19 protein-coding genes and 6 tRNA genes are annotated in these 24242 nt (G+C 61.7%); 23 read left to right on the top strand and 2 right to left on the bottom strand.

Translation table 11 applies throughout. The features are described 5' to 3' along the window. The first annotated feature begins 392 nt into the window (after positions 1–392). The 21 genes from ACIPW4_RS24585 to mgtE all read left to right on the top strand — a co-directional run bounded on the left by ACIPW4_RS24585 (position 393) and on the right by mgtE (position 19718). Complete coding sequence (locus ACIPW4_RS24585; RefSeq protein WP_400662534.1) at positions 393–1178, top strand: ABC transporter substrate-binding protein; 786 nt, start codon at positions 393–395, stop codon at positions 1176–1178. Between the two features lie 91 nt (positions 1179–1269). Further along, the gene (locus tag ACIPW4_RS24580; RefSeq protein ID WP_400662531.1) at positions 1270–1959 is read left to right on the top strand and encodes an ABC transporter permease; all 690 of its coding nucleotides are present in this window, start codon (positions 1270–1272) and stop codon (positions 1957–1959) included. Beyond that, on the top strand, positions 1956–2654 hold the full coding sequence (locus ACIPW4_RS24575) for an ABC transporter permease (RefSeq protein WP_400662528.1): 699 nt from the start codon (positions 1956–1958) through the stop codon (positions 2652–2654). The genes ACIPW4_RS24580 and ACIPW4_RS24575 overlap by 4 nt, the downstream gene beginning before the upstream one ends. Before the next feature lie 22 nt (positions 2655–2676). Then, entirely contained in the window at positions 2677–3441 is a 765-nt protein-coding gene (locus ACIPW4_RS24570) for an ABC transporter ATP-binding protein (RefSeq protein ID WP_400662526.1), read from the top strand. 100 nt (positions 3442–3541) lie between these two features. Next, positions 3542–4522 (top strand): transcriptional regulator ArgR, encoded by a 981-nt coding sequence (argR, locus tag ACIPW4_RS24565; RefSeq protein ID WP_400662523.1) that lies wholly within the window; start codon positions 3542–3544, stop codon positions 4520–4522. Between the two features lie 341 nt (positions 4523–4863). Continuing rightward, positions 4864–6084, top strand: a complete 1221-nt coding sequence (locus ACIPW4_RS24560) for an aspartate aminotransferase family protein (RefSeq protein WP_400662521.1) — start codon at positions 4864–4866, stop codon at positions 6082–6084. A gap of 138 nt (positions 6085–6222) precedes the next feature. Then, positions 6223–7242: an arginine/ornithine succinyltransferase subunit alpha gene (aruF, locus tag ACIPW4_RS24555; RefSeq protein ID WP_400662518.1), complete on the top strand. Its 1020-nt coding sequence runs from the start codon at positions 6223–6225 to the stop codon at positions 7240–7242. A 66-nt stretch (positions 7243–7308) separates the two neighbouring features. Continuing rightward, positions 7309–8337: an arginine N-succinyltransferase gene (gene astA / locus ACIPW4_RS24550; RefSeq protein WP_400662516.1), complete on the top strand. Its 1029-nt coding sequence runs from the start codon at positions 7309–7311 to the stop codon at positions 8335–8337. Further along, complete coding sequence (gene astD, locus ACIPW4_RS24545) at positions 8338–9801, top strand: succinylglutamate-semialdehyde dehydrogenase (protein ID WP_400662513.1); 1464 nt, start codon at positions 8338–8340, stop codon at positions 9799–9801. Positions 9802–9824: 23 nt separating this feature from the next. Continuing rightward, positions 9825–11174, top strand: a complete 1350-nt coding sequence (gene astB / locus ACIPW4_RS24540) for an N-succinylarginine dihydrolase (RefSeq protein WP_400662510.1) — start codon at positions 9825–9827, stop codon at positions 11172–11174. 14 nt (positions 11175–11188) lie between these two features. Beyond that, positions 11189–11479: a topoisomerase II gene (locus ACIPW4_RS24535; RefSeq protein ID WP_400662507.1), complete on the top strand. Its 291-nt coding sequence runs from the start codon at positions 11189–11191 to the stop codon at positions 11477–11479. 10 nt (positions 11480–11489) lie between these two features. Further along, positions 11490–12497: a succinylglutamate desuccinylase gene (astE, locus tag ACIPW4_RS24530; protein ID WP_400662504.1), complete on the top strand. Its 1008-nt coding sequence runs from the start codon at positions 11490–11492 to the stop codon at positions 12495–12497. Between the two features lie 306 nt (positions 12498–12803). Continuing rightward, positions 12804–15428, top strand: coding sequence for an alanine--tRNA ligase (gene alaS, locus ACIPW4_RS24525; protein WP_400662502.1), 2625 nt, complete (start codon positions 12804–12806; stop codon positions 15426–15428). An 85-nt stretch (positions 15429–15513) separates the two neighbouring features. Further along, positions 15514–16749, top strand: coding sequence for an aspartate kinase (locus ACIPW4_RS24520; protein ID WP_400662500.1), 1236 nt, complete (start codon positions 15514–15516; stop codon positions 16747–16749). A gap of 167 nt (positions 16750–16916) precedes the next feature. Further along, positions 16917–17105, top strand: a complete 189-nt coding sequence (gene csrA / locus ACIPW4_RS24515; protein ID WP_003254503.1) for a carbon storage regulator CsrA — start codon at positions 16917–16919, stop codon at positions 17103–17105. A 72-nt stretch (positions 17106–17177) separates the two neighbouring features. Next, positions 17178–17268: transfer RNA gene (locus ACIPW4_RS24510), tRNA-Ser, on the top strand. Positions 17269–17374: 106 nt separating this feature from the next. Beyond that, a tRNA-Arg gene (locus tag ACIPW4_RS24505) sits at positions 17375–17451 on the top strand. Between the two features lie 73 nt (positions 17452–17524). Beyond that, positions 17525–17601 (top strand) — tRNA-Arg (locus tag ACIPW4_RS24500). A gap of 71 nt (positions 17602–17672) precedes the next feature. After that, positions 17673–17749, top strand: a tRNA-Arg gene (locus ACIPW4_RS24495). A gap of 70 nt (positions 17750–17819) precedes the next feature. Further along, a tRNA-Arg gene (locus tag ACIPW4_RS24490) sits at positions 17820–17896 on the top strand. Positions 17897–18275: 379 nt separating this feature from the next. Next, positions 18276–19718, top strand: coding sequence for a magnesium transporter (gene mgtE / locus ACIPW4_RS24485; protein ID WP_400662498.1), 1443 nt, complete (start codon positions 18276–18278; stop codon positions 19716–19718). 368 nt (positions 19719–20086) lie between these two features. Here the strand turns inward: mgtE and ACIPW4_RS24480 are convergent, their stop codons facing one another. Continuing rightward, positions 20087–20413, bottom strand: coding sequence for an Arc family DNA-binding protein (locus ACIPW4_RS24480; protein WP_400662495.1), 327 nt, complete (start codon positions 20411–20413; stop codon positions 20087–20089). Between the two features lie 348 nt (positions 20414–20761). On the opposite strand from ACIPW4_RS24480, the gene phnN reads away from it, so the two are divergent. Together phnN and ACIPW4_RS24470 are read left to right on the top strand one after the other, a co-directional pair. After that, positions 20762–21349 carry a phosphonate metabolism protein/1,5-bisphosphokinase (PRPP-forming) PhnN gene (phnN, locus tag ACIPW4_RS24475; RefSeq protein ID WP_400662493.1) on the top strand — a complete coding sequence of 196 codons (588 nt, stop codon included), beginning with the start codon at positions 20762–20764 and terminating at the stop codon, positions 21347–21349. A gap of 179 nt (positions 21350–21528) precedes the next feature. Then, positions 21529–21600: transfer RNA gene (locus ACIPW4_RS24470), tRNA-Arg, on the top strand. A 145-nt stretch (positions 21601–21745) separates the two neighbouring features. On the opposite strand, the gene ACIPW4_RS24465 is transcribed toward ACIPW4_RS24470, so the two are convergent. Beyond that, positions 21746–24157 carry a TonB-dependent siderophore receptor gene (locus tag ACIPW4_RS24465; protein ID WP_400662490.1) on the bottom strand — a complete coding sequence of 804 codons (2412 nt, stop codon included), beginning with the start codon at positions 24155–24157 and terminating at the stop codon, positions 21746–21748. Between the last annotated feature and the right edge of the window lie 85 nt (positions 24158–24242).

Here is a 24242-nt window from a genome sequence, read left to right as displayed (position 1 = left end):
CGATTTCGCACAAGATCGGGGCCCGCGGGAACATTTTGTGCCGTTTCGGTGCGGCTGCGTGGGCAATTTCAGCAAGGTGAAACGCTGCCCTTGCCGTATCGCAAGGGTTTGCCAATAATAGGCCCGGTAATTGCTTGGCCTAAAGGTTATTTCTCTCGAGCTCTTGCATGATTTGCAAAAGCTGTCAACATCGCCCGCCGCGATTTCAAGCGCTTCTGTAAGTAGTTGTCGCTTTGAAGAAATATCGACTACCGGGCTGTCGTTAAAATGCCACTCACTCGCTCGTGGTCTGCGACCTTGGTCGAAACCTGCGCGGCTCGCGTTGTACCCATTCGCATATCGGGCAGCTGTTACCCCTGCCTAGTATTGCCCCGTACCGATGGAGTTACCTGATGAAGAAGCTCGCACTGCTTGGCGCCCTGGCGCTTTCCGTGTTTTCCCTGGTATCGCAGGCCGATGAAAAACCGTTGAAGATCGGTATCGAAGCCGCCTATCCACCCTTCGCCTTCAAGCAGCCGGACGGCAGCATCGCCGGTTTCGACTACGACATCGGCAATGCCCTGTGTGAAGAGATGAAGGCCAAGTGCACCTGGGTCGAGCAAGAGTTCGATGGCCTGATCCCCGCGCTGAAGGTGCGCAAGATCGACGCCATCCTGTCGTCCATGTCGATCACCGAAGACCGCAAGAAGTCGGTCGACTTCACCAAGCGCTACTACCTGACCCCGGCGCGCCTGGTCATGAAGGACGGCACCGCTGTCAGCGACAGCCTCGACGAGCTGAAGGGCAAGAAGATCGGCGTGCAACGCGGCTCGATCCACGACCGCTTCGCCAAGGAAGTGCTGGCTCCGAAGGGTGCCACTGTCGTGCCTTACGGCACCCAGAACGAAATCTACCTGGACGTCGCCGCCGGCCGTCTGGACGGTACCGTGGCCGACGCCACCCTGCTCGAAGACGGCTTCCTGAAAACCGACGCCGGCAAGGGCTACGCCTTCGTCGGCCCTTCGTTCACCGACGTGAAGTACTTCGGTGACGGCGTCGGCATCGCCGTGCGCAAGGGCGACGACGCCAACCGCGAGCGCATCAACAAGGCCATCGACGCGATCCGTGCCAATGGCAAGTACAAAGAAATCGAGAAGAAGTACTTCAACTTCGACATCTACGGTCCAGAATCGAACTAAGACATCGCGTCTGACCTGTGCAATGGTGCAAACAGCAGAGGCTCTGAGGTTTGCACCATTTTTCATTCCCAAGCCCTGAGGAATCCGAATCATGTTGAAAGGCTATGGGGCAGTCATCCTCGACGGGGCGTGGCTGACGCTGCAGCTCGCCCTGTCGTCGATGGCCCTGGCCATCGTCCTCGGCCTGATCGGCGTGGCACTGCGTTTGTCGCCGGTGCGCTGGCTGGCCTGGCTGGGGGATCTGTACTCCACGGTGATCCGTGGCATCCCCGACCTGGTCCTGATCCTGCTGATCTTCTACGGCGGCCAGGACATCATCAACCGGGTGGCGCCGCTGCTCGGCTACGACGATTACATCGACCTGAACCCGCTGGTGGCCGGTATCGGCACGCTGGGCTTCATTTTTGGCGCGTACCTGTCGGAAACCTTCCGTGGTGCGTTCCTCGGTATCCCCAAGGGCCAGGCCGAAGCTGGCGTGGCCTATGGCATGAGCGCGCGCCAGGTGTTCTTCCGCATCCAGGTGCCGCAGATGATCCGCCTGGCCATTCCGGGCTTCACCAACAACTGGCTGGTGCTGACCAAGGCCACGGCGCTGATTTCGGTGGTCGGCCTGCAGGACATGATGTTCAAGGCCAAGCAGGCGGCCGACGCCACCCGCGAACCTTTCACCTTCTTCCTGGCCGTGGCTGCGCTGTACCTGGTGATCACCAGTATTTCGCTGCTGGCGCTGAAGTTTCTCGAGCGCCGCTACTCGGTAGGCGTCAAGGTGGCTGAACTATGATCTTCGACTACAACGTCGTCTGGGAAGCCATGCCGCTGTACCTTGGCGGCCTGCTGACCACCCTCAAGCTGCTGGCGCTGTCGCTGCTGTTCGGCCTGCTGGCGGCCATTCCGCTGGGGCTGATGCGCGTGTCCAAGCAGCCGCTGGTGAACATCAGTGCCTGGCTGTACACCTATGTGATCCGTGGCACGCCGATGCTGGTGCAACTGTTCCTTATCTACTATGGCCTGGCCCAGTTCGAGGCGGTGCGCGAGAGCATCTTCTGGCCGTGGCTGTCGAGCGCAACCTTCTGTGCCTGCCTGGCCTTCGCGGTCAACACCAGTGCCTACACCGCAGAAATCATCGCCGGCAGCCTCAAGGCCACGCCCCATGGCGAGATCGAGGCGGCCAAGGCCATGGGTATGTCGCGCATGAAGATGTACCGCCGCATCCTGCTGCCGTCGGCCCTGCGCCGGGCGCTGCCGCAGTACAGCAACGAAGTGATCATGATGCTGCAGACCACCAGCCTGGCGTCGATCGTCACCCTGATCGACATCACTGGCGCGGCGCGCACGGTCAATGCCCAGTACTACCTGCCTTTCGAGGCCTACATCACGGCGGGCGTGCTCTACCTGTGCCTGACCTTCATCCTCGTGCGCCTGTTCAAGATGGCCGAACGCCGCTGGCTCGGCTACCTGGCGCCGCGCAAGCACTGAACGCTCTGTGAGAACCGACAGCATGTACAAACTCGAAGTCCAAGACCTGCACAAGCGCTACGGCAGCCATGAAGTGCTCAAGGGCGTGTCCCTGGCGGCCAAGGCAGGCGATGTGATCAGCATCATCGGCTCCAGCGGTTCGGGCAAGTCGACCTTCCTTCGCTGCATCAACTTGCTCGAGCAGCCGCATGCAGGGAAGATCCTGCTCAACAACGAGGAACTCAAGCTGGTGCCCGGCAAGGACGGCGCGCTCAAGGCCACCGACCCGCGTCAGCTGCAGCGCATGCGCTCGCGCCTGTCGATGGTGTTCCAGCATTTCAACCTGTGGTCGCACATGACCGCGCTGGAAAACATCATCGAGGCACCGGTGCACGTGCTCGGGGTGAACAAGAAGGAAGCCCTGGAAAAGGCCGAGCATTACCTGGCCAAGGTGGGTGTGGCGCACCGCAAGGATGCCTTCCCCGGGCACATGTCCGGCGGCGAGCAGCAGCGTGTGGCCATTGCCCGGGCCTTGGCCATGGAGCCGGAGGTCATGCTGTTCGACGAGCCGACCTCGGCGCTCGACCCCGAACTGGTCGGTGACGTGCTCAAGGTCATGCAGGCGCTGGCCCAGGAAGGCCGCACCATGGTGGTGGTGACCCACGAAATGGGCTTTGCCCGCGAAGTGTCGAACCAGCTGGTGTTCCTGCACAAAGGCCTGGTCGAAGAAACCGGTTGCCCGCGTGAAGTGCTGGCCAACCCGCAATCGGAGCGGCTCAAGCAGTTCCTCTCTGGCAGCTTGAAGTAAAAGGCTGCACCTTTGCACCAGAATAGGGCATGCTGCGCAGCGAGCGCAGCCTGACCCGGCGCCACAGACTCGAACGAACCCAGGTTTCGGACCGTACCCTATGACCACCCAGCGAATCGGTTTTCTCATCTGGCCCAGCACCAAGCCTTTGACCCTGGCGCTGGCGGAAGAGGTGTTGCTGGTGGCCCAGCGGGTGCATCCGGAGGTGGTCTACGAGATCGCCTTCCTCCAGGCAGAACCTGCCGAGGAGGGCGCTTGGCGCCTGCCGGGTGAGCCGTGGAACGGGCGCCTGGAAGGGTGCCACAAGCTGTTCCTGCTGGCTGATGATCTGCCGCAAGCCGTAGGGTCGGCGCTGTCGGCGGCGCTCAAGCAGCAGGCGCGCAGTGGCTGCATGATCGGTGGCCTGTCGGCCGGTGTGTACCCGCTGGCCATGCTCGGCCTGCTCGATGGCTACCGCGCGGCGGTGCACTGGCGCTGGCAGGACGACTTTGCCGAGCGTTTTCCCAAGGTGATCGCCACCAGCCACTTGTTCGACTGGGACCGTGATCGCCTGACGGCCTGTGGTGGCATGGCTGTAACCGACTTGCTGTTGGCGGTGCTGGCGCGTGATCACGGGGCTGAGCTGGCTGGGGCTGTGTCCGAGGAGCTGGTGGTCGAGCGCATTCGCGAGGGTGGCGAGCGCCAGCGCATTCCGCTGCAGAACCGCCTTGGCTCGAGCCATCCGAAGCTGACCCAGGCGGTGCTGTTGATGGAGGCCAACATCGAAGAGCCGCTGACCACTGACGAGATTGCCCAGCATGTCTGCGTGTCACGTCGGCAGCTGGAGCGGATCTTCAAGCAGTACCTGAACCGCGTGCCGAGCCAGTATTACCTGGAGCTGCGGCTGAACAAGGCGCGGCAGATGCTGATGCAGACCAGCAAGTCGATCATTCAGATCGGGCTGTCTTGTGGGTTTTCGTCGGGTCCGCATTTTTCCAGTGCCTACCGTAACTTCTTCGGTGCGACGCCGCGGGAAGATCGCAACCAGCGACGCAATAGCAGCCCGTTCGAATTGAGCTCGGCGCCTGCCGAAAAGGGCTGATCTCACTATCTCCTGTTCCGGCCCTTTCGCGGGCGTGCCCGCTCCCACAGGTATTGCACAAGCTTCAAGCCCTGCACCGATCCTGTGGGAGCGGGCGTGCCCGCGAAGTGGCCGGTACAGGCTGCCTTCTTCTTAATGTGAACACCCGTTCACCCAGCCCCCTCTCTCCCGTACACTGCGCGATTGCGACAGTGTTTGTCGCATTGCCGAAAGCCTGGGTAAAACAGGGTTTTGCGCTGTAACAAGTTGTCGCTTGGCCGCAAGGACAGGCGCGGATCAGTCCTTACAATCCCCCCATCGCTCGCCATTTCCAGGCCAGCGTTCCTCTTCAGGAGACTCAGATGTCCGTTGAGCAAGCCCCGGTGCAACGTGCCGATTTCGACCAGGTCATGGTCCCCAACTATTCTCCGGCGGCCTTCATTCCTGTGCGAGGCGAGGGTTCCCGCGTCTGGGACCAGTCGGGCCGCGAGCTCATCGACTTTGCCGGCGGCATCGCGGTGAACGCCCTGGGTCACTGCCATCCGGCACTGGTCAAGGCCCTGACCGAACAGGCCAACACCCTCTGGCACGTCTCCAATGTCTTCACCAACGAGCCGGCCCTGCGCCTGGCGCACAAGCTGGTCGACGCCACCTTTGCCGACCGTGCGTTCTTCTGCAACTCCGGCGCCGAGTCCAACGAGGCCGCCTTCAAGCTGGCCCGTCGCGTCGCCCACGACCGTTTCGGCCCTGAGAAGCACGAAATCATCGCCACCGTGAACAGCTTCCACGGTCGCACACTGTTCACCGTCAGCGTCGGTGGCCAGCCGAAGTACTCCGACGGCTTCGGTCCGAAGATCACCGGCATCAGCCATGTGCCCTACAACGACCTGGAAGCGTTGAAGGCACAGATTTCCGACAAGACCTGCGCCGTGGTGATCGAGCCGATCCAGGGTGAAAGCGGTGTGGTGCCGGCCGACAAGGCCTACCTGGAAGGTGCTCGCAAGCTGTGCGACGAGCACAACGCCCTGCTGATCTTCGACGAAGTGCAGACCGGCGTCGGCCGTACCGGCTCGCTGTACGCCTACCAGCATTACGGTGTGACGCCGGACATCCTGACCAGCGCCAAGAGCCTGGGCGGTGGTTTCCCGATCGGTGCCATGCTGACCACCACCGACATCGCCAAGCACCTGGCCGTCGGCACCCACGGCACCACCTACGGCGGCAACCCGCTGGGCTGCGCCGTTGCCTGTGCCGTACTGGACGTCATCAACACCCCGCAGACCCTGGCTGGCATCAAGGCCAAGCACGAGCGCTTCAAAGCCCGCCTGGAGAAAATCGGCCAGCAGTACGGCCTGTTCAGCCAGGTGCGTGGCGTCGGCCTGCTGATCGGCTGTGTGCTGACCGAAGCCTGGCAGGGCAAGGCCAAGGACGTGCTCAACGCCGCTGAAAAAGAAGGCGTGATGGTGCTGCAGGCAGGCCCGGACGTGGTCCGCTTCGCCCCGAGCCTGGTGGTCGAAGATGCCGACATCGACGAAGGCCTGGACCGCTTCGAGCGCGCCGTGGCGCAACTGACCAAGGGCTGATCGGCCTGCGGTTCTGTCACCGGCCTGGGTGCCTCGGGGTACCGGGCCGGTGATGCCCGAATTCCAGTGCGGGTGCTGCTGCCCCCGCCGTTTTTCCGTGCCGTCATGAATGGCCCGTTTTTCCAAAGGAGTGACACCATGCTGGTGATGCGCCCCGCGCAAATGGCTGATCTGAACGAAGTGCAGCGCATGGCTGCCGACAGCCCCGTTGGTGTCACCTCGCTGCCGGACGATGCCGCCCGCCTGGGCGACAAGATTGCCGCGTCGGAAACCTCCTTCGCCGCTGAAGTCAGCTTCAACGGTGAAGAGAGCTACTTCTTCGTGCTCGAGGACAGCGACACCGGCAAGCTCGCCGGCTGCTCGGCCATCGTCGCCTCGGCCGGCTATTCCGAGCCGTTCTACAGCTTCCGCAACGAGACCTTCGTGCACGCCTCGCGCGAGCTGAAGATTCACAACAAGATCCATGTCCTGTCGCTGTGCCACGACCTCACCGGCAACAGCCTGCTGACCAGCTTCTATGTGCTGCCGGAACTGGTGAACAGCGGCTGGGCCGAACTCAATTCCCGTGGCCGCCTGCTTTTCATGGCCTCGCACCCGGAGCGCTTCGCCGATTCGGTGGTGACCGAAATCGTCGGCTACAGCGACGAGCAGGGCGAATCGCCGTTCTGGGATGCCATCGGCCGTAACTTCTTCGACCTCAACTACGCCCACGCCGAGCGCCTTTGCGGCCTGAAGAGCCGTACCTTCCTCGCCGAGCTGATGCCGCATTACCCGATCTACGTGCCGCTGCTGCCCGATGCGGCCCAGGAGGCCATGGGCCAGGTGCACCCGCGCGCGCAGATCACCTTCGACATCCTCATGCGCGAAGGCTTCGAGACCGAGCACTACATCGACATCTTCGACGGTGGGCCGACCCTGCATGCGCGCGCCTCGGGCATCCGCTCGATCGCTCAGAGCCGGGTGGTGCCGGTGAAGGTGGACGACGCCCCGGTCAAAGGCGGGCGCCCGTACCTGGTGTGCAACGGCCAATTGCAAGACTACCGCGCGGTGCTGCTGGAACTGGACTGGGTGCCGGGCAAACCGGTCAGCCTGAGCAGCCAGGCGGCCGAAGCCCTCGGTGTCGGTGAAGGTGCCAGCGTGCGCCTGGTCGCCGCCTGAGCCGCGGCGCGCAAGCCGGAAGATTGAGTTTCGTGGCAGGCACTGGCCGCCGCACAAGGAGATAGCATGATCGTTCGTCCTGTACGCAGCAGCGATTTACCCGCGCTGATCGAATTGGCCCGCAGCACCGGTACCACCGGGCTGACCACCTTGCCGGCCAATGAAGAGCGCCTTGGCCATCGGGTCGGCTGGGCCGAGAAGAGCTTCCGTGGCGAAGCCGAGCGCGGTGACACCGATTACCTGTTCGTGCTGGAGAACGATGAGGGCCTGGTGGTGGGCATCAGCGCCATCGCCGGGGCCGTGGGGCTGCGTGAGCCCTGGTACAACTACCGGGTCGGCCTGACGGTCAGCGCCTCCCAGGAGCTGAAGATCTACCGCGAAATCCCCACACTGTTCCTGGCCAACGACCTGACGGGCAATTCCGAGCTGTGCTCGCTGTTCCTGCGCAGTGATTACCGCTCCGGGCTCAATGGCCGCCTGCTGTCGCGTGCGCGCATGCTGTTTATCGCCGAGTTCCCAGAACTGTTCGGCAACAAGATCATCGCTGAAATGCGCGGCATGTCCGATGACCTGGGCCGCTCGCCATTCTGGGAAAGCCTGGGCCGGCACTTCTTCAAGATGGAGTTCAGCCAGGCCGACTACCTCACCGGCGTGGGCAACAAGTCGTTCATCGCCGAGCTGATGCCCAAGTTCCCGCTGTATACCTGCTTCCTGTCCGAAGCCGCGCGCAATGTCATCGGCCGCGTGCACACCGACACGGAGCCGGCGCTGGCCATGCTCAAACAGGAAGGCTTCAGCTACCAGGGCTACGTCGACATCTTCGACGCTGGCCCGGCCATCGAATGCGAGACCTCGAAGATCCGTGCCGTGCGCGACAGCGAAACCCTGGTGCTGGCTGTGGGCACGCCGGGCGATGACGCTACCCCTTACATCATCCACAACCGCAAGCGCGACGATTGCCGCATCACGGCTGCGCCTGCGCGGTTGGCCGCCGGGACCCTGGTGGTCGACCCGCAGACCGCCAAGCGCCTGCGCATGGGCGCCGGCGACAACGTGCGCGCGGTGCCGCTGTCGGCAAGCCGGGAGGCCCAGTAAATGACCACGCATTACATCGCAGGCAACTGGCTGGCTGGCCAGGGCGAAGCCGTGCAGTCGCTCAATCCGGTGACTCAGGCCATTGTCTGGCAAGGGCAGGGCGCCGATGCCGGGCAGGTCGACGCGGCCGTCAAGGCGGCTCGCCAGGCATTCCCGGCCTGGGCGCAGTTGAGCCTGGAAGCGCGTATCGACGTGCTGGAGAAATTCGCCGAACAGTTGAAGCAGCATGCCGAGGCGCTGGCCCACTGCATCGGTGAGGAAACCGGCAAGCCGCTGTGGGAGTCGGCCACGGAAGTGACCAGCATGGTCAACAAGGTGGCGATCTCGGTGCAGAGCTATCGCGAACGTACCGGCGAGAAGAGCGGCCCGCTGGCCGACGCCACAGCCGTGCTGCGGCACAAGCCCCATGGTGTGGTGGCGGTGTTCGGCCCTTACAACTTCCCCGGCCACCTGCCCAACGGCCACATCGTGCCGGCGCTGCTGGCAGGCAACTGTGTGGTGTTCAAGCCCAGCGAACTGACCCCCAAGGTCGCCGAGCTGACGGTCAACTGCTGGATCGCCGCTGGCCTGCCTGCCGGTGTGCTCAATCTGGTGCAGGGCGCACGTGAAACCGGGGTGGCGCTGGCTGCCAATCCAGGTATCGACGGCCTGTTCTTTACCGGCTCCAGCCGCACCGGCAACCTGCTGCACCAACAGTTCGCCGGCCGCCCGGACAAGATTCTTGCCCTGGAAATGGGCGGTAACAACCCGCTGGTGGTAGATGAGGTCAAGGACCTCGACGCCGCGGTGTACACCATCATCCAGTCGGCGTTCATCTCTGCCGGCCAGCGCTGCACCTGCGCGCGCCGCCTGCTGGTGCCGCAGGGCGCCTGGGGCGATGGGCTGATCGCACGGCTGGTCGAGGTGTGCCGAGGCATTACCGTCGGCGCTTTCGACCAGCAGCCGGCGCCGTTCATGGGCTCGGTGATATCGCTGCAGGCAGCAAGGGCACTGCTCGCGGCCCAGGCCGAACTGCTGGCCAACGGCGGCGTGAAGTTGCTGGCCATGACCCAGCCCGAAGGCGACGCTGCGCTACTGACGCCTGGCATTGTCGATGTTTCCGCGGTGGCCGAGCGCCCGGACGAAGAGTTCTTCGGCCCGCTGCTGCAGGTGATCCGCTACGCCGATTTCGATGCTGCCATCGACGAGGCCAACAACACCCAGTACGGCCTGGCCGCCGGCCTGTTGTCCGATTCCCGTGCCCGCTACCAGTACTTCTGGCTGCGCAGCCGCGCCGGCATCGTCAACTGGAACAAGCAGCTGACCGGCGCCGCCAGCAGTGCGCCGTTCGGTGGGGTGGGTGCCAGTGGCAACCACCGTGCCAGTGCCTATTACGCAGCCGACTATTGCGCTTACCCCGTGGCTTCGCTGGAGACCGCCAGCCTTGCCCTGCCGGCGACCCTGACGCCGGGCGTCACCCTATAACAACAGGTCACGGAGCCTAGCCGATGAAATCCTATGAAGTGAATTTTGATGGCCTGGTGGGGCCTACCCACAACTACGGCGGCCTGTCCTACGGTAACGTGGCTTCGCAGCGCAACAGCCAGCAAGGGTCCAACCCGCGAGAAGCGGCGCGCCAGGGCCTGGCCAAGATGAAGGCGCTGGCCGACATGGGTTTCAAGCAGGGCGTACTGGCGCCGCAGGAGCGCCCTGACGTGGCCGCCTTGCGCCGGCTGGGCTTCAGCGGCAGCGATGCCGAGGTGATCCAGCGTGCCGCAAAAGAGGCCATGCCGCTGCTGGTCGCCAGTTGCTCGGCCTCGAGCATGTGGGTGGCCAACGCCGCCACGGTCAGCCCGAGTGCCGACACCGCCGATGGTCGCGTGCACTTCACGGCTGCCAACCTCAACTGCAAGTACCACCGCAGCATCGAGCACCCGACCACCAGCCGTGTACTGGCGGCAATGTTCAACAACCAGAAGCACTTTGCCCATCACGAAGCCCTGCCTGCCGTGGCACAGTTCGGCGACGAGGGCGCGGCCAACCACACGCGCTTCTGTCGTGACTATGGCGAGGCCGGGGTGGAGTTCTTCGTCTATGGCCGCAGCGCCTTCGACAGCCGCTACCCCGCACCGCAGAAGTACCCGGCGCGGCAAACCCTGGAGGCCTCACAGGCCGTGGCCAGGCTGCACGGCCTGAGCGATGACGGTGTGGTCTACGCTCAACAGAACCCGGCGGTGATCGACCAGGGGGTGTTCCACAACGATGTGATTTCGGTGGGTAACGGCGAAGTGCTGTTCTACCACGAGGACGCTTTCCTCGAGACCGACGCGGTGCTTGGCCAACTGCAGGCTAAACTGGCCAGCAAGGGTGGCAACTTCCAGGCCATCCGAGTGCCGCGTGCGGCAGTGGCGGTAGAGGATGCAGTGCGTTCCTACCTGTTCAACAGCCAGCTGCTCAGCCGTGACGATGGCTCGATGCTGCTGGTGGTGCCTGAAGAGTGCCGCAACAACGAGCGGGTCTGGGCCTACCTTGGCCAGCTGACCGCCCAGGGTGGTGCGGTGAAGGAGGTCAAGGTGTTCGACCTCAAGCAGAGCATGCAGAACGGCGGCGGCCCGGCGTGCCTGCGTTTGCGCGTGGCATTGAAGGAATCGGAACTGGCGGCGGTCAATCCAGGCGTTATCATGACCGCCCCGCTGTACGACACCCTGGTGCAGTGGGTCGACAAGCACTACCGCGATCGCCTTGGCGAAGCCGACCTTGCCGACCCGCAACTGCTGCTGGAATGCCGTACCGCACTGGATGAATTGACCCAGATCCTGAAGTTGGGCTCGGTGTACCCGTTCCAACGCCAACCTTGAAGAGAGAAATTGCAATGACCGACGCCCTGCGCCTGATCCTCGAAGATGTAGACGGCACCCAGCTGGAAACCTCCTGCACCCGTTTTGCCATCGTTTGGCAAGGCAAGGAAGTGTGGGTTCAGCAGGACGGCCGTGGCCAGTTGCTGATCGGCGTGGATGTCGAGGAAGGCGATGCTGAATACGCCAACCTGCTGCTGCGCCCGATGGCTACCAACCTGGTCAGCCTGCAGCTGGAAATGGAGCCGGCAGACGTCGGCGAAGATGACGATCACGTCCATGGCCCCGACTGCGGCCACCACCACTAAGGAAGCGCCTATGCTCGCCCTTGGCAAATTGCTCGAGCTGACCCTGACCGATCACGAGCCGGCCGAGAAGACTCAAGTGACACCCAAGGGCGCGCGTTTGCGCTGGCTGGGAGAGGGCGCACTGGAAGTGCGTCCACCAGAAGGTGAGGATTGTGGGCTGGATCTGCTGCTGTCGGCCGGTATCCATGGCAACGAGACGGCGCCGATCGAACTGCTCGAAAGGCTGCTGCATGGCGTGGCCAACGGCAAGATCAAGCCACGTGCGCGGGTTCTGTTCCTGTTCGGCAATCCGGTTGCGATCCGCAAGGGCGAGCGTTTCATCGAGCAGGACATCAACCGCCTTTTCAATGGTCGTCACGAGCTCTCCAGTGGTCTCGAGGCATTGCGCGCCGCTGAGCTGGAGCAGTTCGCCCGGGTGTTCTTCAGCAAGCCCGAGCGCACCCGCCTGCATTACGACCTGCATACCGCGATTCGCAGTTCCAAGATCGAGCAGTTTGCCTTGTACCCTTATAAAGAGGGGCGCAAGCATTCCCGCCGCGAGCTGGCGCGCCTTGCTGCTGCCGGCATGGAGGCGGTGCTGCTGCAGAGCAAGTCGTCGATCACTTTCAGTGCCTTTACCTACGAACAGCTGGATGCCGAGGCATTTACCCTGGAGCTGGGCAAGGCGCGGCCGTTTGGGCAGAACGAACAGGTCAACCTCGACAAGCTCGAAGAGCGGTTGATTCAGATCATCGAGCACACCGAGCCCGAGATTGGCAGCTCGCTGGATGGCCTCAAGCTGTTCAGCGTCGCCCGCGAGATCATCAAGCACAGCGACAGCTTCCACCTGCACCTGCCGGCGGACATCGAGAACTTCTCCGAGCTGAGCAAGGGGTACCTGTTGGCCGAGGATCTGGCCGAGATGCGCTGGGTGGTCGAGGAGGAGGGGGCACGGATCATTTTCCCCAACCCAAAGGTCAGGAATGGCCTGCGCGCCGGGATTCTGATCGTGCCAGATTCAGGGCAGTGCCTGGACTGAGAAGGTGGCCGCCGCAGCAAACGGCGGCTGCTTTTCGGATCCGATCTTCGATGAAAACCTTTTAATTCACCGCCTGTTCCATTTTCCCTTCCCTTGGGCGGTAATTGGCTTGCCAGTGGCGAAAGGCTGCATTTAGCATCCGCTCATGTCATTTTCGCTTGCAAGCGCCTTGAAAGCCGTCCAATCGACGCTTTCTATCGCATAAACACACTGCACCGAGATTGCAGGACCGATATAATGCGGCCCTTTGCCGTCGTTTCGTCGACGTGTTTGCCCCCTAGGGCCGCCGTTTCCGTGGAAGAACCTATGAAAAGCGCAGAAATCCGTGAAGCCTTCCTTCGCTTCTTCGAAGAGCAGGGCCATACCCGAGTCGCCTCCAGTTCGCTGATCCCGAACAACGACCCGACCCTGCTGTTCACCAACGCTGGCATGAACCAGTTCAAGGACTGCTTCCTCGGTGCCGAGAAGCGTGCCTACACCCGCGCCGTCAGCAGCCAGAAATGCGTGCGTGCCGGTGGCAAGCACAACGACCTGGAAAACGTCGGCTATACCGCGCGCCACCATACCTTCTTCGAAATGCTGGGCAACTTCAGCTTCGGCGACTATTTCAAGCGCGACGCGATCACCTTCGCCTGGACCTTCCTGACCTCCGACCAGTGGCTGAACCTGCCCAAGGAAAAGCTCTGGGTCACCGTCTACGCCTCTGACGACGAAGCCTACGACATCTGGACCAAGGAAGTCGGCGTGCCGGCCGAGCGCATGGTGCGCATCGGCGACAACAAGGGCGCCCCGTACGCCTCCGACAACTTCTGGACCATGGGTGACACCGGCCCGTGCGGCCCGTGCACCGAGATCTTCTACGACCACGGCGCCGACATCTGGGGCGGCCCGCCCGGCTCGCCTGAAGAAGACGGCGACCGCTACATCGAGATCTGGAACAACGTCTTCATGCAGTTCAACCGCACTGCCGACGGCGTGCTGCACCCGCTGCCTGCGCCGTCGGTGGACACCGGCATGGGCCTGGAGCGGATCAGCGCGGTCATGCAGCACGTGCACTCGAACTACGAGATCGACCTGTTCCAGAACCTGCTGTCTGCCGCGGCCAAGGCCATCGGCTGCAGCAACGACGGCCAGGCTTCCTTGAAAGTGGTTGCCGACCACATCCGTTCCTGCGGCTTCCTGATTGCCGACGGCGTGCTGCCGTCCAACGAAGGCCGTGGCTATGTGCTGCGCCGCATCATTCGCCGCGCTTGCCGTCACGGCAACAAGCTGGGCGCCACGGGCAGCTTCTTCTACCAGATCGTCTCCGCCCTGGCGGCCGAGATGGGCGAGGCCTTCCCGGAGCTGAAGAGCCAGCAGGCGCACATCGAGCGCGTGCTCAAGGCTGAAGAAGAGCAGTTCGCCAAGACCCTGGAGCAGGGCCTGCGCATCCTCGAGCAGGACCTGTCCCAGCTCAAGGGCGACGTGGTGCCGGGCGACGTGGTGTTCAAGCTGTACGACACCTACGGTTTCCCGATGGACCTGACCGCCGACATCGCCCGCGAACGCGAGCTGACCATCGACGAAGCGGGCTTCGAGCGCGAAATGGAGGCCCAGCGCGAGCGGGCCCGTTCCGCCAGCAGCTTCGGCATGGACTACAACAGCCTGGTCAAGGTCGACAGCGCCACCGAGTTCCTCGGTTATGACGCCACCGAAGGCCAGGGCAAGATCATCGCCCTGTACAAGGACGGCCAGTCCGTCGACCAGCTGGGTGAAGGCGAGCAGGGCGTCGTGGTCCTCGACCGCACCCCGTTCTACGCCGAATCCGGTGGCCAGGTCGGTGACAGCGGCTTCCTGCAGGCCGGCGCCGCACGCTTCGATGTGCGCGACACCACCAAGACCGGCGGTGCCTTCCTGCACCACGGCGTGGTCGCCAGCGGTGCGCTGGTGATCGGCTCGCCCGTCGAGGCCAAGGTCGATGCCGACGTGCAGCACGCCACCTCGCTGAACCACTCGGCCACTCACCTGCTGCACGAAGCGCTGCGCCAGGTGCTGGGCGAGCACGTGCAGCAGAAGGGCTCGCTGGTCGACAGCCAGCGCCTGCGTTTCGACTTCAGCCACTTCGAAGCGGTGAAACCGGAGCAGATCAAGCAGCTGGAAGACATCGTCAACCGCGAAGTGCGCAAGAACACCCCGGTTGAAACAGAGCTTACCGATATCGAAACCGCCAAGGCGAAGGGTGCCATGGCCCTGTTCGGCGAGAAGTACGGCGATACCGTGCGCGTGCTGAGCATGGGCGGCGACTTCTCCGTCGAGCTGTGCGGCGGTATCCACGCCAAGCGCACCGGCGATATCAGCCTGTTCAAGATCATCAGCGAAGGCGGCGTGGCCTCGGGCGTGCGCCGTATCGAAGCGGTGACCGGCGCTGCTGCACTGGCCTACCTGAACGCTGCCGAAGAGCAGGTCAAGGAAGCCGCGCAGCTGGTCAAGGGCAACCGTGACAACCTGATCGACAAGCTGTCGGCTGTGCTTGAGCGCAACCGTCAGCTGGAAAAGCAGCTGGAACAGCTGCAGGCCAAGGCCGCCAGCGCCGCCGGGGACGATCTCTCCAATGCGGCCGTTGAGGTCAAGGGTGCCAAGGTGCTTGCCGCCCGCCTGGATGGGCAGGATGGCAAGGCCTTGCTGGCCCTGGTCGATCAACTGAAGAACAAGCTCGGCCACGCAGTGATCCTGCTGGGCAGCGAGCATGAGGGCAAGGTCGTGCTGGTGGCCGGCGTGACCAAGGACCTCTCCAGCCAACTCAAGGCTGGTGACCTGATGAAACAAGCCGCTGCGGCAGTGGGCGGCAAGGGCGGTGGCCGTCCGGACATGGCCCAGGGTGGCGGCGTCGACGTCGCTGCGCTGGACCAGGCTCTGGCGCTGGCCGTGCCGTTCGCAGAGCAGGGACTTTGAGATGAAGGGGCGGGTGGTCTAGTCACTTGCCCCTTCATGTTGGATGGTTTTTTTGAGGCCCGGTATGGGCTGAGGCACCATTGAAATGGCGTTGATCGTACAGAAATTTGGCGGCACCTCTGTCGGTTCCATCGAGCGGATCGAGCAGGTAGCCGAAAAGGTCAAGAAACACCGTGAAGCGGGCGACGACCTGGTGGTTGTGCTGTCGGCCATGAGCGGTGAAACCAATCGCCTGATCGACCTGGCCAAGCAGATCACCGATCAGCCGGTTCCGCGTGAACTGGATGTGATCGTGTCGACCGGTGAGCAGGTCACCATTGCCTTGCTGACCATGGCCTTGATCAAGCGTGGTGTGCCAGCGGTGTCGTACACCGGCAACCAGGTGCGCATCCTCACCGACAGCGCGCACAACAAGGCGCGCATCCTGCAGATCGATGACCAGAAGATCCGTGCCGACCTCAAGGAAGGGCGCGTGGTCGTGGTGGCCGGTTTCCAGGGTGTCGACGAGCATGGCAGCATCACCACCCTCGGCCGTGGTGGCTCCGACACCACCGGCGTGGCCCTGGCGGCCGCGCTGAAGGCTGACGAGTGCCAGATCTACACCGACGTCGATGGCGTCTACACCACCGACCCGCGCGTCGTGCCGCAGGCTCGCCGCCTGGAGAAGATCACCTTCGAAGAGATGCTGGAAATGGCCAGCCTCGGCTCCAAGGTGCTGCAGATCCGCTCGGTGGAGTTCGCCGGCAAGTACAACGTTCCGCTGCGCGTGCTGCACAGCTTCAAGGAGGGTCCAGGTACCCTCATTACCATTGATGAAGAGGAATCCATGGAACAGCCGATCATTTCCGGTATCGCCTTCAACCGTGATGAGGCCAAGCTGACCATTCGTGGCGTGCCGGACACCCCGGGCGTCGCTTTCAAGATCCTCGGCCCGATCAGCGTTTCGAACATCGAAGTGGACATGATCGTGCAGAACGTTTCGCACGATAACACCACCGACTTCACCTTCACCGTGCACCGCAACGAGTATGAGAAGGCCTACAGCGTGTTGGAAAACACCGCGCGTGAAATCGGTGCCCGTGAAGTGATCGGCGACACCAAGATCGCCAAGGTGTCGATCGTCGGCGTTGGCATGCGCTCCCACGCGGGCGTGGCCAGCCGCATGTTCGAAGCGCTGGCCAAGGAGAGCATCAACATCCAGATGATCTCCACCTCCGAAATCAAGGTCTCGGTGGTCATCGAAGAGAAGTACCTGGAACTGGCCGTACGCGCGCTGCACACCGCGTTCGAGCTCGATGCTCCGGCCCGACAGGGCGAGTAAGGCGTTGCCCGGAGGGCGCGGCTTGGCCGCGCCCTTCGCGTTTCTGGTCGCCACGCAGGCCCTGTCCTGCCGGCGGGGCGATCATCCAGGCCCTGTGTCGTCGTCCACGCCCAGGCCCTGACATCCCAAGACTGTAATCCCTGAATGTTTTGCGTAAGGAGAAAGCTATGTTGATTCTGACTCGTCGGTGCGCCGAGAGCCTGATCATTGGAGATGGCGAGATCACCGTGACGGTGCTCGGCGTCAAAGGCAACCAGGTGCGTATTGGTGTCAGCGCCCCGAAAGAAGTGGCTGTTCACCGCGAGGAAATCTACCTGCGGATCAAGAAGGAGAAGGATGAAGAGCCAAGCCTTTAATTTTTTTGAAGTTTTTTTCAAAAAAAGGGTTGCAAAGGTGAAAGAGGTTCTTTAATATTCGCCTCGTGTTGCGGTGAGGTGGCCGAGTGGCCGAAGGCGCTCCCCTGCTAAGGGAGTATACCTCATAAGGGTATCGGGGGTTCGAATCCCCCCTTCACCGCCATTATTTGCGTAGTGCGCTGTAAACGGTAAGAACGCTAAGTCGTTGAAGTTAAACGAAAAAGTTCTTGCAAAAATGTTTCAGCGAACTAATATGCGCGGCAAGACACGGACTCATAGCTCAGCTGGATAGAGTACTCGGCTACGAACCGAGCGGTCGCAGGTTCGAATCCTGCTGAGTCCGCCACTTTTGAAGTGGCTTTGCTTGCAAGGCTGCTTCAAACCACCAGTGGTAATCTGGTCTAAAAAATACCAATCGCGGACTCATAGCTCAGCTGGATAGAGTACTCGGCTACGAACCGAGCGGTCGCAGGTTCGAATCCTGCTGAGTCCGCCACTTTTTGAAGTGGCTTTGCTTACAAGGTCGCTTCACCCGCCAGCGGTATCTGGTTTGAAACTGCCAACCACGGACTCATAGCTCAGCTGGATAGAGTACTCGGCTACGAACCGAGCGGTCGCAGGTTCGAATCCTGCTGAGTCCGCCACTTTCGAAGTGGCTCTGCTTGCAAGGTCGCTTCACCCACCAGTGGTAATCTGGTCTAAAACTACCACCACGGACTCATAGCTCAGCTGGATAGAGTACTCGGCTACGAACCGAGCGGTCGCAGGTTCGAATCCTGCTGAGTCCGCCATACAATCAAGAAGCCCGCTCGAATGAGCGGGCTTTTTGCTTTCTGTTTCACTGCTTTGTCAGTGATGCCTGACTAGACTGCACAGTAACCGGCCCGACAGTTTTTTTGCGCGGTGGATGTGTTTTCTATTGCGCGCCTGCCGTCGCACTGATGGCTTCGAGCGTTGTCCCAGCTTTATCACGCAAACGATTGTTCTGGCCAAAAATTTTAAGCGATCTGACAGCACAGGCAGTGTATGATTGCGCCCGTCAGCCCCGCCGGGGCTTGTGGAAAACCACCATGGACTTACCCAGTAGTTACTCCTTAACAAGATTCTTACAGCTAGATCTGACTGATTGATTCTCCTGGCGTGCTCCGCTGCTGGGGGTGGAGTTCGCCTATGACTGAAGTAGAAGTAAAGAAAGCGCAAGAAAGCCTGCAGGATCGCCTGGCTCAGGTGGTCGAGCTGCTGCAGCGTCAACGCGTGGTGGAAGACCTGACTCATCGCCAGGAAGGTCAGCACAACGACCTGGTGGAAAATCTCGTCCACCGCCAGAACCTGGTCGAATTGCAGCGCAAGCTCGATGACCTGCACCCTGCCGACATCGCCTACATCCTCGAAGCCTTGCCCCTGCAGGACCGCCTGACGGTCTGGCAGCTGGTGCGCTCGGATCGCGATGGCGACATCCTCCTCGAAGTTTCCGACTCTGTTCGTCAATCGCTGATCGCCGACATGGACGATCACGAGATCCTCGCTGCGGCCAAGGAAATGGACGCCGACGAACTGGCCGACCTGGCGCCAGAGCTGCCGCGTGACGTGGTTCACGAGCTGATGGAAACCCTCGATGCCCAGCAGCGCGAGCGTGTGCGCTCGGCCTTGAGCTACGACGAGGAGCAGGTCGGTGCGCTGATGGACTTCGAGATGGTCACCATCCGCGAAGACGTCAGTCTGGAAGTGGTACTGCGTTACCTGCGCCGCCTCAAAGAGTTGCCCAACCATACCGACAAGTTGTTCGTGGTCGACTATGACGGCATCCTCAAGGGCGTGCTGCCGATCAAGCGCTTGCTGGTCAACGACCCGGAGAAGAAAGTAGCGGAGGTCATGGCAACCGACCCGGTATCGTTCCAGCCCGAGGAAGATGCCTACGATGCGGCGCAAGCCTTCGAGCGTTATGACTTGGTATCGGCGCCGGTAGTCGACAAGGCCGAGCGCCTGATTGGCCGTCTGACCATTGACGAGATGGTCGACCTGATCCGTGAGGAGAGCGAAAGCGAAGTGCTCAACATGGCGGGTCTGCGCGAGGAGGAGGACATCTTCGCCTCGGTCTGGCGTTCGCTGCGCAACCGTTGGGCGTGGTTGGCGATCAACCTGATTACCGCCTTTGTTGCTTCGCGCGTGATCGGCCTGTTCGAGGGTTCGATTGAAAAGCTGGTGGCGTTGGCTGCGCTGATGCCGATCGTTGCCGGTATTGGTGGCAACTCAGGTAACCAGACCATCACCATGATCGTCCGTGCCATGGCGCTGGACCAGGTATCGCCGGGCAATACCAGCCGCCTGATGCGCAAGGAGTTGGCGGTGTCGCTGATCAACGGCCTGGTGTGGGGTGGCGTGATCGGTGCAGTGGCGTTCTGGCTGTATGGCAGTTGGTCGTTGGGCGTGGTAATGACCGCAGCGATGACCTTGAACCTGCTGCTGGCGGCGTTGATGGGTGTACTGATCCCGATGACCCTGGCCCGCCTGGGGCGTGACCCGGCGATGGGGGCGAGCGTGATGATCACCGCAGTGACCGACAGCGGTGGCTTCTTCATCTTCCTGGGCCTGGCCACAGTGTTCCTGCTCTGAGAAAGCGTACGCGGTCCCTGTGGCACCGGCTTTGCCGGTTCGCGGGCTCGCCCGCTCATGAAACAGATCACACCTATCTGATTTAACAAGGACTCTGTGGGAGCGGCTTTAGCCGCGAACACCGGCAAAGCCGGTGCCATCCACCGTGTCGCCTGCTTCGCGGCTAAAGCCGCTCCCACAGGGTATGGCGGCGCCCTTTCGGACATTGTTCCGTCTGCGACAGCGTAACCCGCAGGGCTGGGTAATTTCCCACAAAGCCTGCGCAAGCTTTAGTTGCTCCAATAAAAACAGTTCCGGCGAAGACGCTGCAAGGCACAACGAAAAAAGCCAGCTTACGCTGGCTTTTTCGTGTCTGCTTGCTGCCGGCCTCAGGAAGCGTCGGCGGCCATTTCCACATCGTGAGCGATGAGGGACACCAGCGCATTCTGCTGGCGGTGCGACAGCTGGCGGAAACGTTGCAGAAGCTCGCGCTCATGCAGCGACAGCTCCGGGCTGTCCAGGCGCATGCTCAGCTCGTCGCCCAGCGCACCTTCCTGGATAAGGCTCTGCTCCAGGCGCGCGATGATTTCGGAGTTCATGCTGCGGTGATGGTTGCGCGCTACCTCGGCAATGCGCTCACGCATCCCGTCTGGCAGGCGGACGACGAACTTGTCAGCGGTGCGGCTCGAATAAATAGCCTGTTTCATTGGGCGCATATAAATTGACCGGGTTTACTGGTTCAGGGGAAGCGGTTCTCAAATTGGCCGCACGGAGGTGGAAATACGACCGTGGCGACGACAAAATGTTCAACCGTCATGAAAATTTGGGAGCTCATCTTGCCTCATGGTCGCCGTTTCCTTGGCGTCAATTCTGTGACAAATAGTGAGCTGGATAAAGGCTTTTTGCCAGTACCAATTATCAGAAATGAGCACTGGTTAGAAAAGTTTTGCATTATCCAGCCCGCCGCACTGTCAGCCTTTTGCCGTCAAAAACCTGTAAAACGCAGCAAAGGCCCCAGAAAACACCTAGAATGCGCGGGTTTCCTTCCATAGAGCATAGTGGCTATGCAACATGACGCAAGCGCCCGAGATGGAGCCTCAGGCCGCCTGATATTTCTGATAGGACCATCAGGTTCGGGAAAAGATTCCTTGATCGATGCTTCTCGCGCGCAATTGTCTGCGGCAGGGGTGCAAATTGCCCGTCGGGTCATCACGCGCTCTGCTGAGGCCAAGGGTGAGGCAGCGCAAGGCGTGAGCGCAGAACGCTTCGCGCAAATGCGCGAGGAGGGGGCATTTGCCATGCATTGGCAGGCCAATGGCCTGGAGTATGGGATACCGGTACAGGTGGATCGATGGTTGGCGAGCGGGCACCCGGTACTCGTCAATGGATCGCGGGCCTATTTACCCACCGCACGTGAGCGGTACCCGGATCTTCTGGCCGTGTGCCTCGAGGTACGGCCCGAGGTGCTGCGCGAGCGCTTGCTCGCCCGTGGGCGCGAAACTGCGCAGCAGATAGACCAGCGCCTGGCGCGCAATGCCCGGCTTCAACAGGAAGCGGGTGCGGCGGTCCACCTCCTCGACAACTCAGGTGAATTGGCAGCGGCGGTGGCTGGCTTGCTCGATCTGCTACGTGGGGAAAAACTGATCGCCTGAAGGTTCTCGGAAAAACCGCACATGCAAAAGCCCGATTCAGGCATGACAAACGGTGGCGCGCTGGTTAACATGCTCGCCGTCTCGTCATCGCTGCATTCAGATCGACAACGCCGCCGGCGGGGCGCGGCCAAGGGTAACTTTCCTAAGCCTTTGGTTTTGCGTAAGATACAGCGCTTGATGTCTCCTTAGTTTAACGGATAGAACAAGCCCCTCCTAAGGGCTAGATGCTGGTTCGATTCCAGCAGGGGACGCATTCTTCATCACGCTCCACGCCCTCCGCTTGAGCCACGGTACAAGGTGCCCCCCCCATTTCGGCAATCGATTGCAGCTCAGTTCGAGAAACTCGAGCGGCGATGGTGCCCATCCGTGGGAACCACCACGTCGAAGAAAACTGACTCAGAACGCGTACACCAAAGTAGCCGTTGCACTACGTGGAGCGCCATACCAGCCGCGTGAGCCGATGGCGGTGTAGTAGGTCTTGTCAAAGACGTTATTGAGGTTGAGCGATACGCTGGTTTGTGGCGTGAAGGCGTATTGCGCCATCAGGTCGACAACGCTGTAGGGGTCCTGGGTGAAGGTCTCGTCGTTCGGCCCGGCGTCTTTGTAGTATTCGCTACCCTGCCAGCGCACACCGCCACCGACTTTCAATTGCGGCAGGGACTGTAGACGGTAGGTGGTGAACAGCTTCAGTGTGTCTCGCGGCACTTCAGTGTTCAGGCGGTCACCATCGGAATCTTTGCTGACGGCATAGGTGTAGCTGGCCGATACTTGCCAGTCGGGCAAGATCTCGCCGGCCACCTCCATCTCGAAACCGCGCGTCTTGGTACCCGATTCGGCACGGTAGGCCTGGTTGCCGTCCGGCGCCAGGTTGCTGCCATCGGCCACTGCCAGGTTGTCCTGGTGCACTTCAAATACGCTGAAGGCCGTGGTCAGGCGCTTGTCCCAGAACTCGCTCTTCAGACCCAGCTCGTAGTTCACGCCCTCTAATGGATCGAGGTAGGTGCCTGCGACATCCTTGTTGCTCTGCGGCTTGAAGATGGTGGTGTAGCTGGCGTAGGCCGACCAGTTTTCGTTGAGGTCGTACACCAGGCCAAGGTAAGGCGTGACAACGCCCGTTTCGCTTCGCGAGGTGCGGCTGGTGTCGCCGGTGGCCAAGGTGGTGGAGGTTTCATCACGTTGCCAGTCGATTACCCGCGCTCCGGTGATGAGCGACAGATCGTCGGCCAGGCTCCAGCGCACCGAGGCGACCAGGCCATCCTGGGTTTCATCCAGGGCATCTTCCGACGACTTGGTGTGGATGGCGTCCGGGATCGGCAGCGAACCGTCCCAGGTGTTGATATTGTCGATGTCCTGGAACGACCACAGCGGGTAGCCGGCGTTGCGGTAGTAGGCCTTGTAGTGACTGGCCCCGAAATAAGCCTGGTGCTCGCGGGAGAACAGTTCGAATGGCCCTGCGGCAGACAGGTCGAACGAGGTCTGCCGGGGTTCGCCCGCCCAGCGGCCGGTCCAGGTACTGATGCCGCTGCCATCGGGGTTGACGGTACCGCTCGCCGCGGTGGCAAAGGCGTCGTCATAGCTGCGACGGTTGTGCTCGGCATTGAGTTTCAACTGCCAGCCATTGTCCAGCTGATGCTCCAGGGTGGTGAACACCGTCTTGGTGCGACGCTTGTGGTAACTCCAGTCCGAGGCGGAGTTGAACGAGCGGGAAGGGCTGAAGTGGCTGCCGTCGGAGTTGTACATCGGGAAACCGTGGTTACCGGCACCGTCGTTGTCCATCTCCTGGTACTCCGCACCGACTGTCAGCATCGTACTGTCAGTGATGTCCCATTCCAGTACCCCGTAGAACGCTTGCTTTTCCAGGGACTGGCGGTCGACGTAGCTCTGGCTGTTGGTGTTCGACGCGACGAAGCGCCCTCGCACATTGCCGCTATCGGACAACTTGCCGGACACGTCCAGTTCCTCGCGGTAATCGTCCCAGGAGCCCGCCTTGAGGGTCAGCTTCCGTTGCGTTTCCAGCGTCGGCTTCTTGCGAATCAGGTTGACCGTCGCACCCGGGTCGCCCGTGCCGGACATCAGCCCCGTGGCGCCACGTACTACTTCCACACGGTCATAGCTCACCATGTCGGCGAGGTCGTCCCGGAACCCGTAAGTATCGGGTCTGTTGATGCCGTCCACCTGAATGCTGCCTACCTCGAAACCGCGCACGTAGATATGGTTGGCATCGCTGCCGGCAGGGCCCATGCTGTCGACGACTACACCTGGGGTCTGTTCGAGTACCTGAGCAACGCTGTTCAGGTTCTGGTCTTCGATCTGCTGGCGGGTGACCACGCTGACCGATTGTGGCGTTTCACGGGCCGAGAGTCGTAGCCCAGTCGCCGTATTGGCCGAGCCAGTGGTGTAACTGCCCGTGCCTTCAGTGATGGCACCCAGACCGACGCTGGATACCGTCGTGGCGGCAAGCTCCATCGAGCCATCCTGGCTTGGGTGAACCAGCATGTAGCGTTTGTCGCCCGCCTGAAGTGCCTGAAGGCCGCTGCCTCGCAGCAGTTGAGCGAAACCCTGTTCCAGGTCGTAATTGCCTCGCAACCCTTCGCTGCGCAAGTTGGCCACTTCCTCGTTGCTGAAGTTGACGGCCACGCCACTGGCATTCGCAAACTGGCTCACGGCGTTGGCCAGAGATCCGGCGGCAATGCTGTAGTTGACAGCCTCGGCGTGGACATTGGTCGCGGCCAACAGAGAACTCGAGAGGCTGATCGCCACTGCAGCTCGGCGAATGTTGTTAGCAGTAGACGGCAAGCAAGGGGACATCCATTGACTCCTGTACGTTGGAAAAGCAGGCATACAAATAATAAGCGTATTGCTAATGCGAACTATTCGCATAAAAGCGCGGCGA

The sequence above is a fragment of the Pseudomonas sp. NPDC089996 genome (assembly GCF_044748405.1).
Lineage (GTDB): Bacteria > Pseudomonadota > Gammaproteobacteria > Pseudomonadales > Pseudomonadaceae > Aquipseudomonas.
This window is presented reverse-complemented; position numbering and strand designations above follow the sequence as displayed.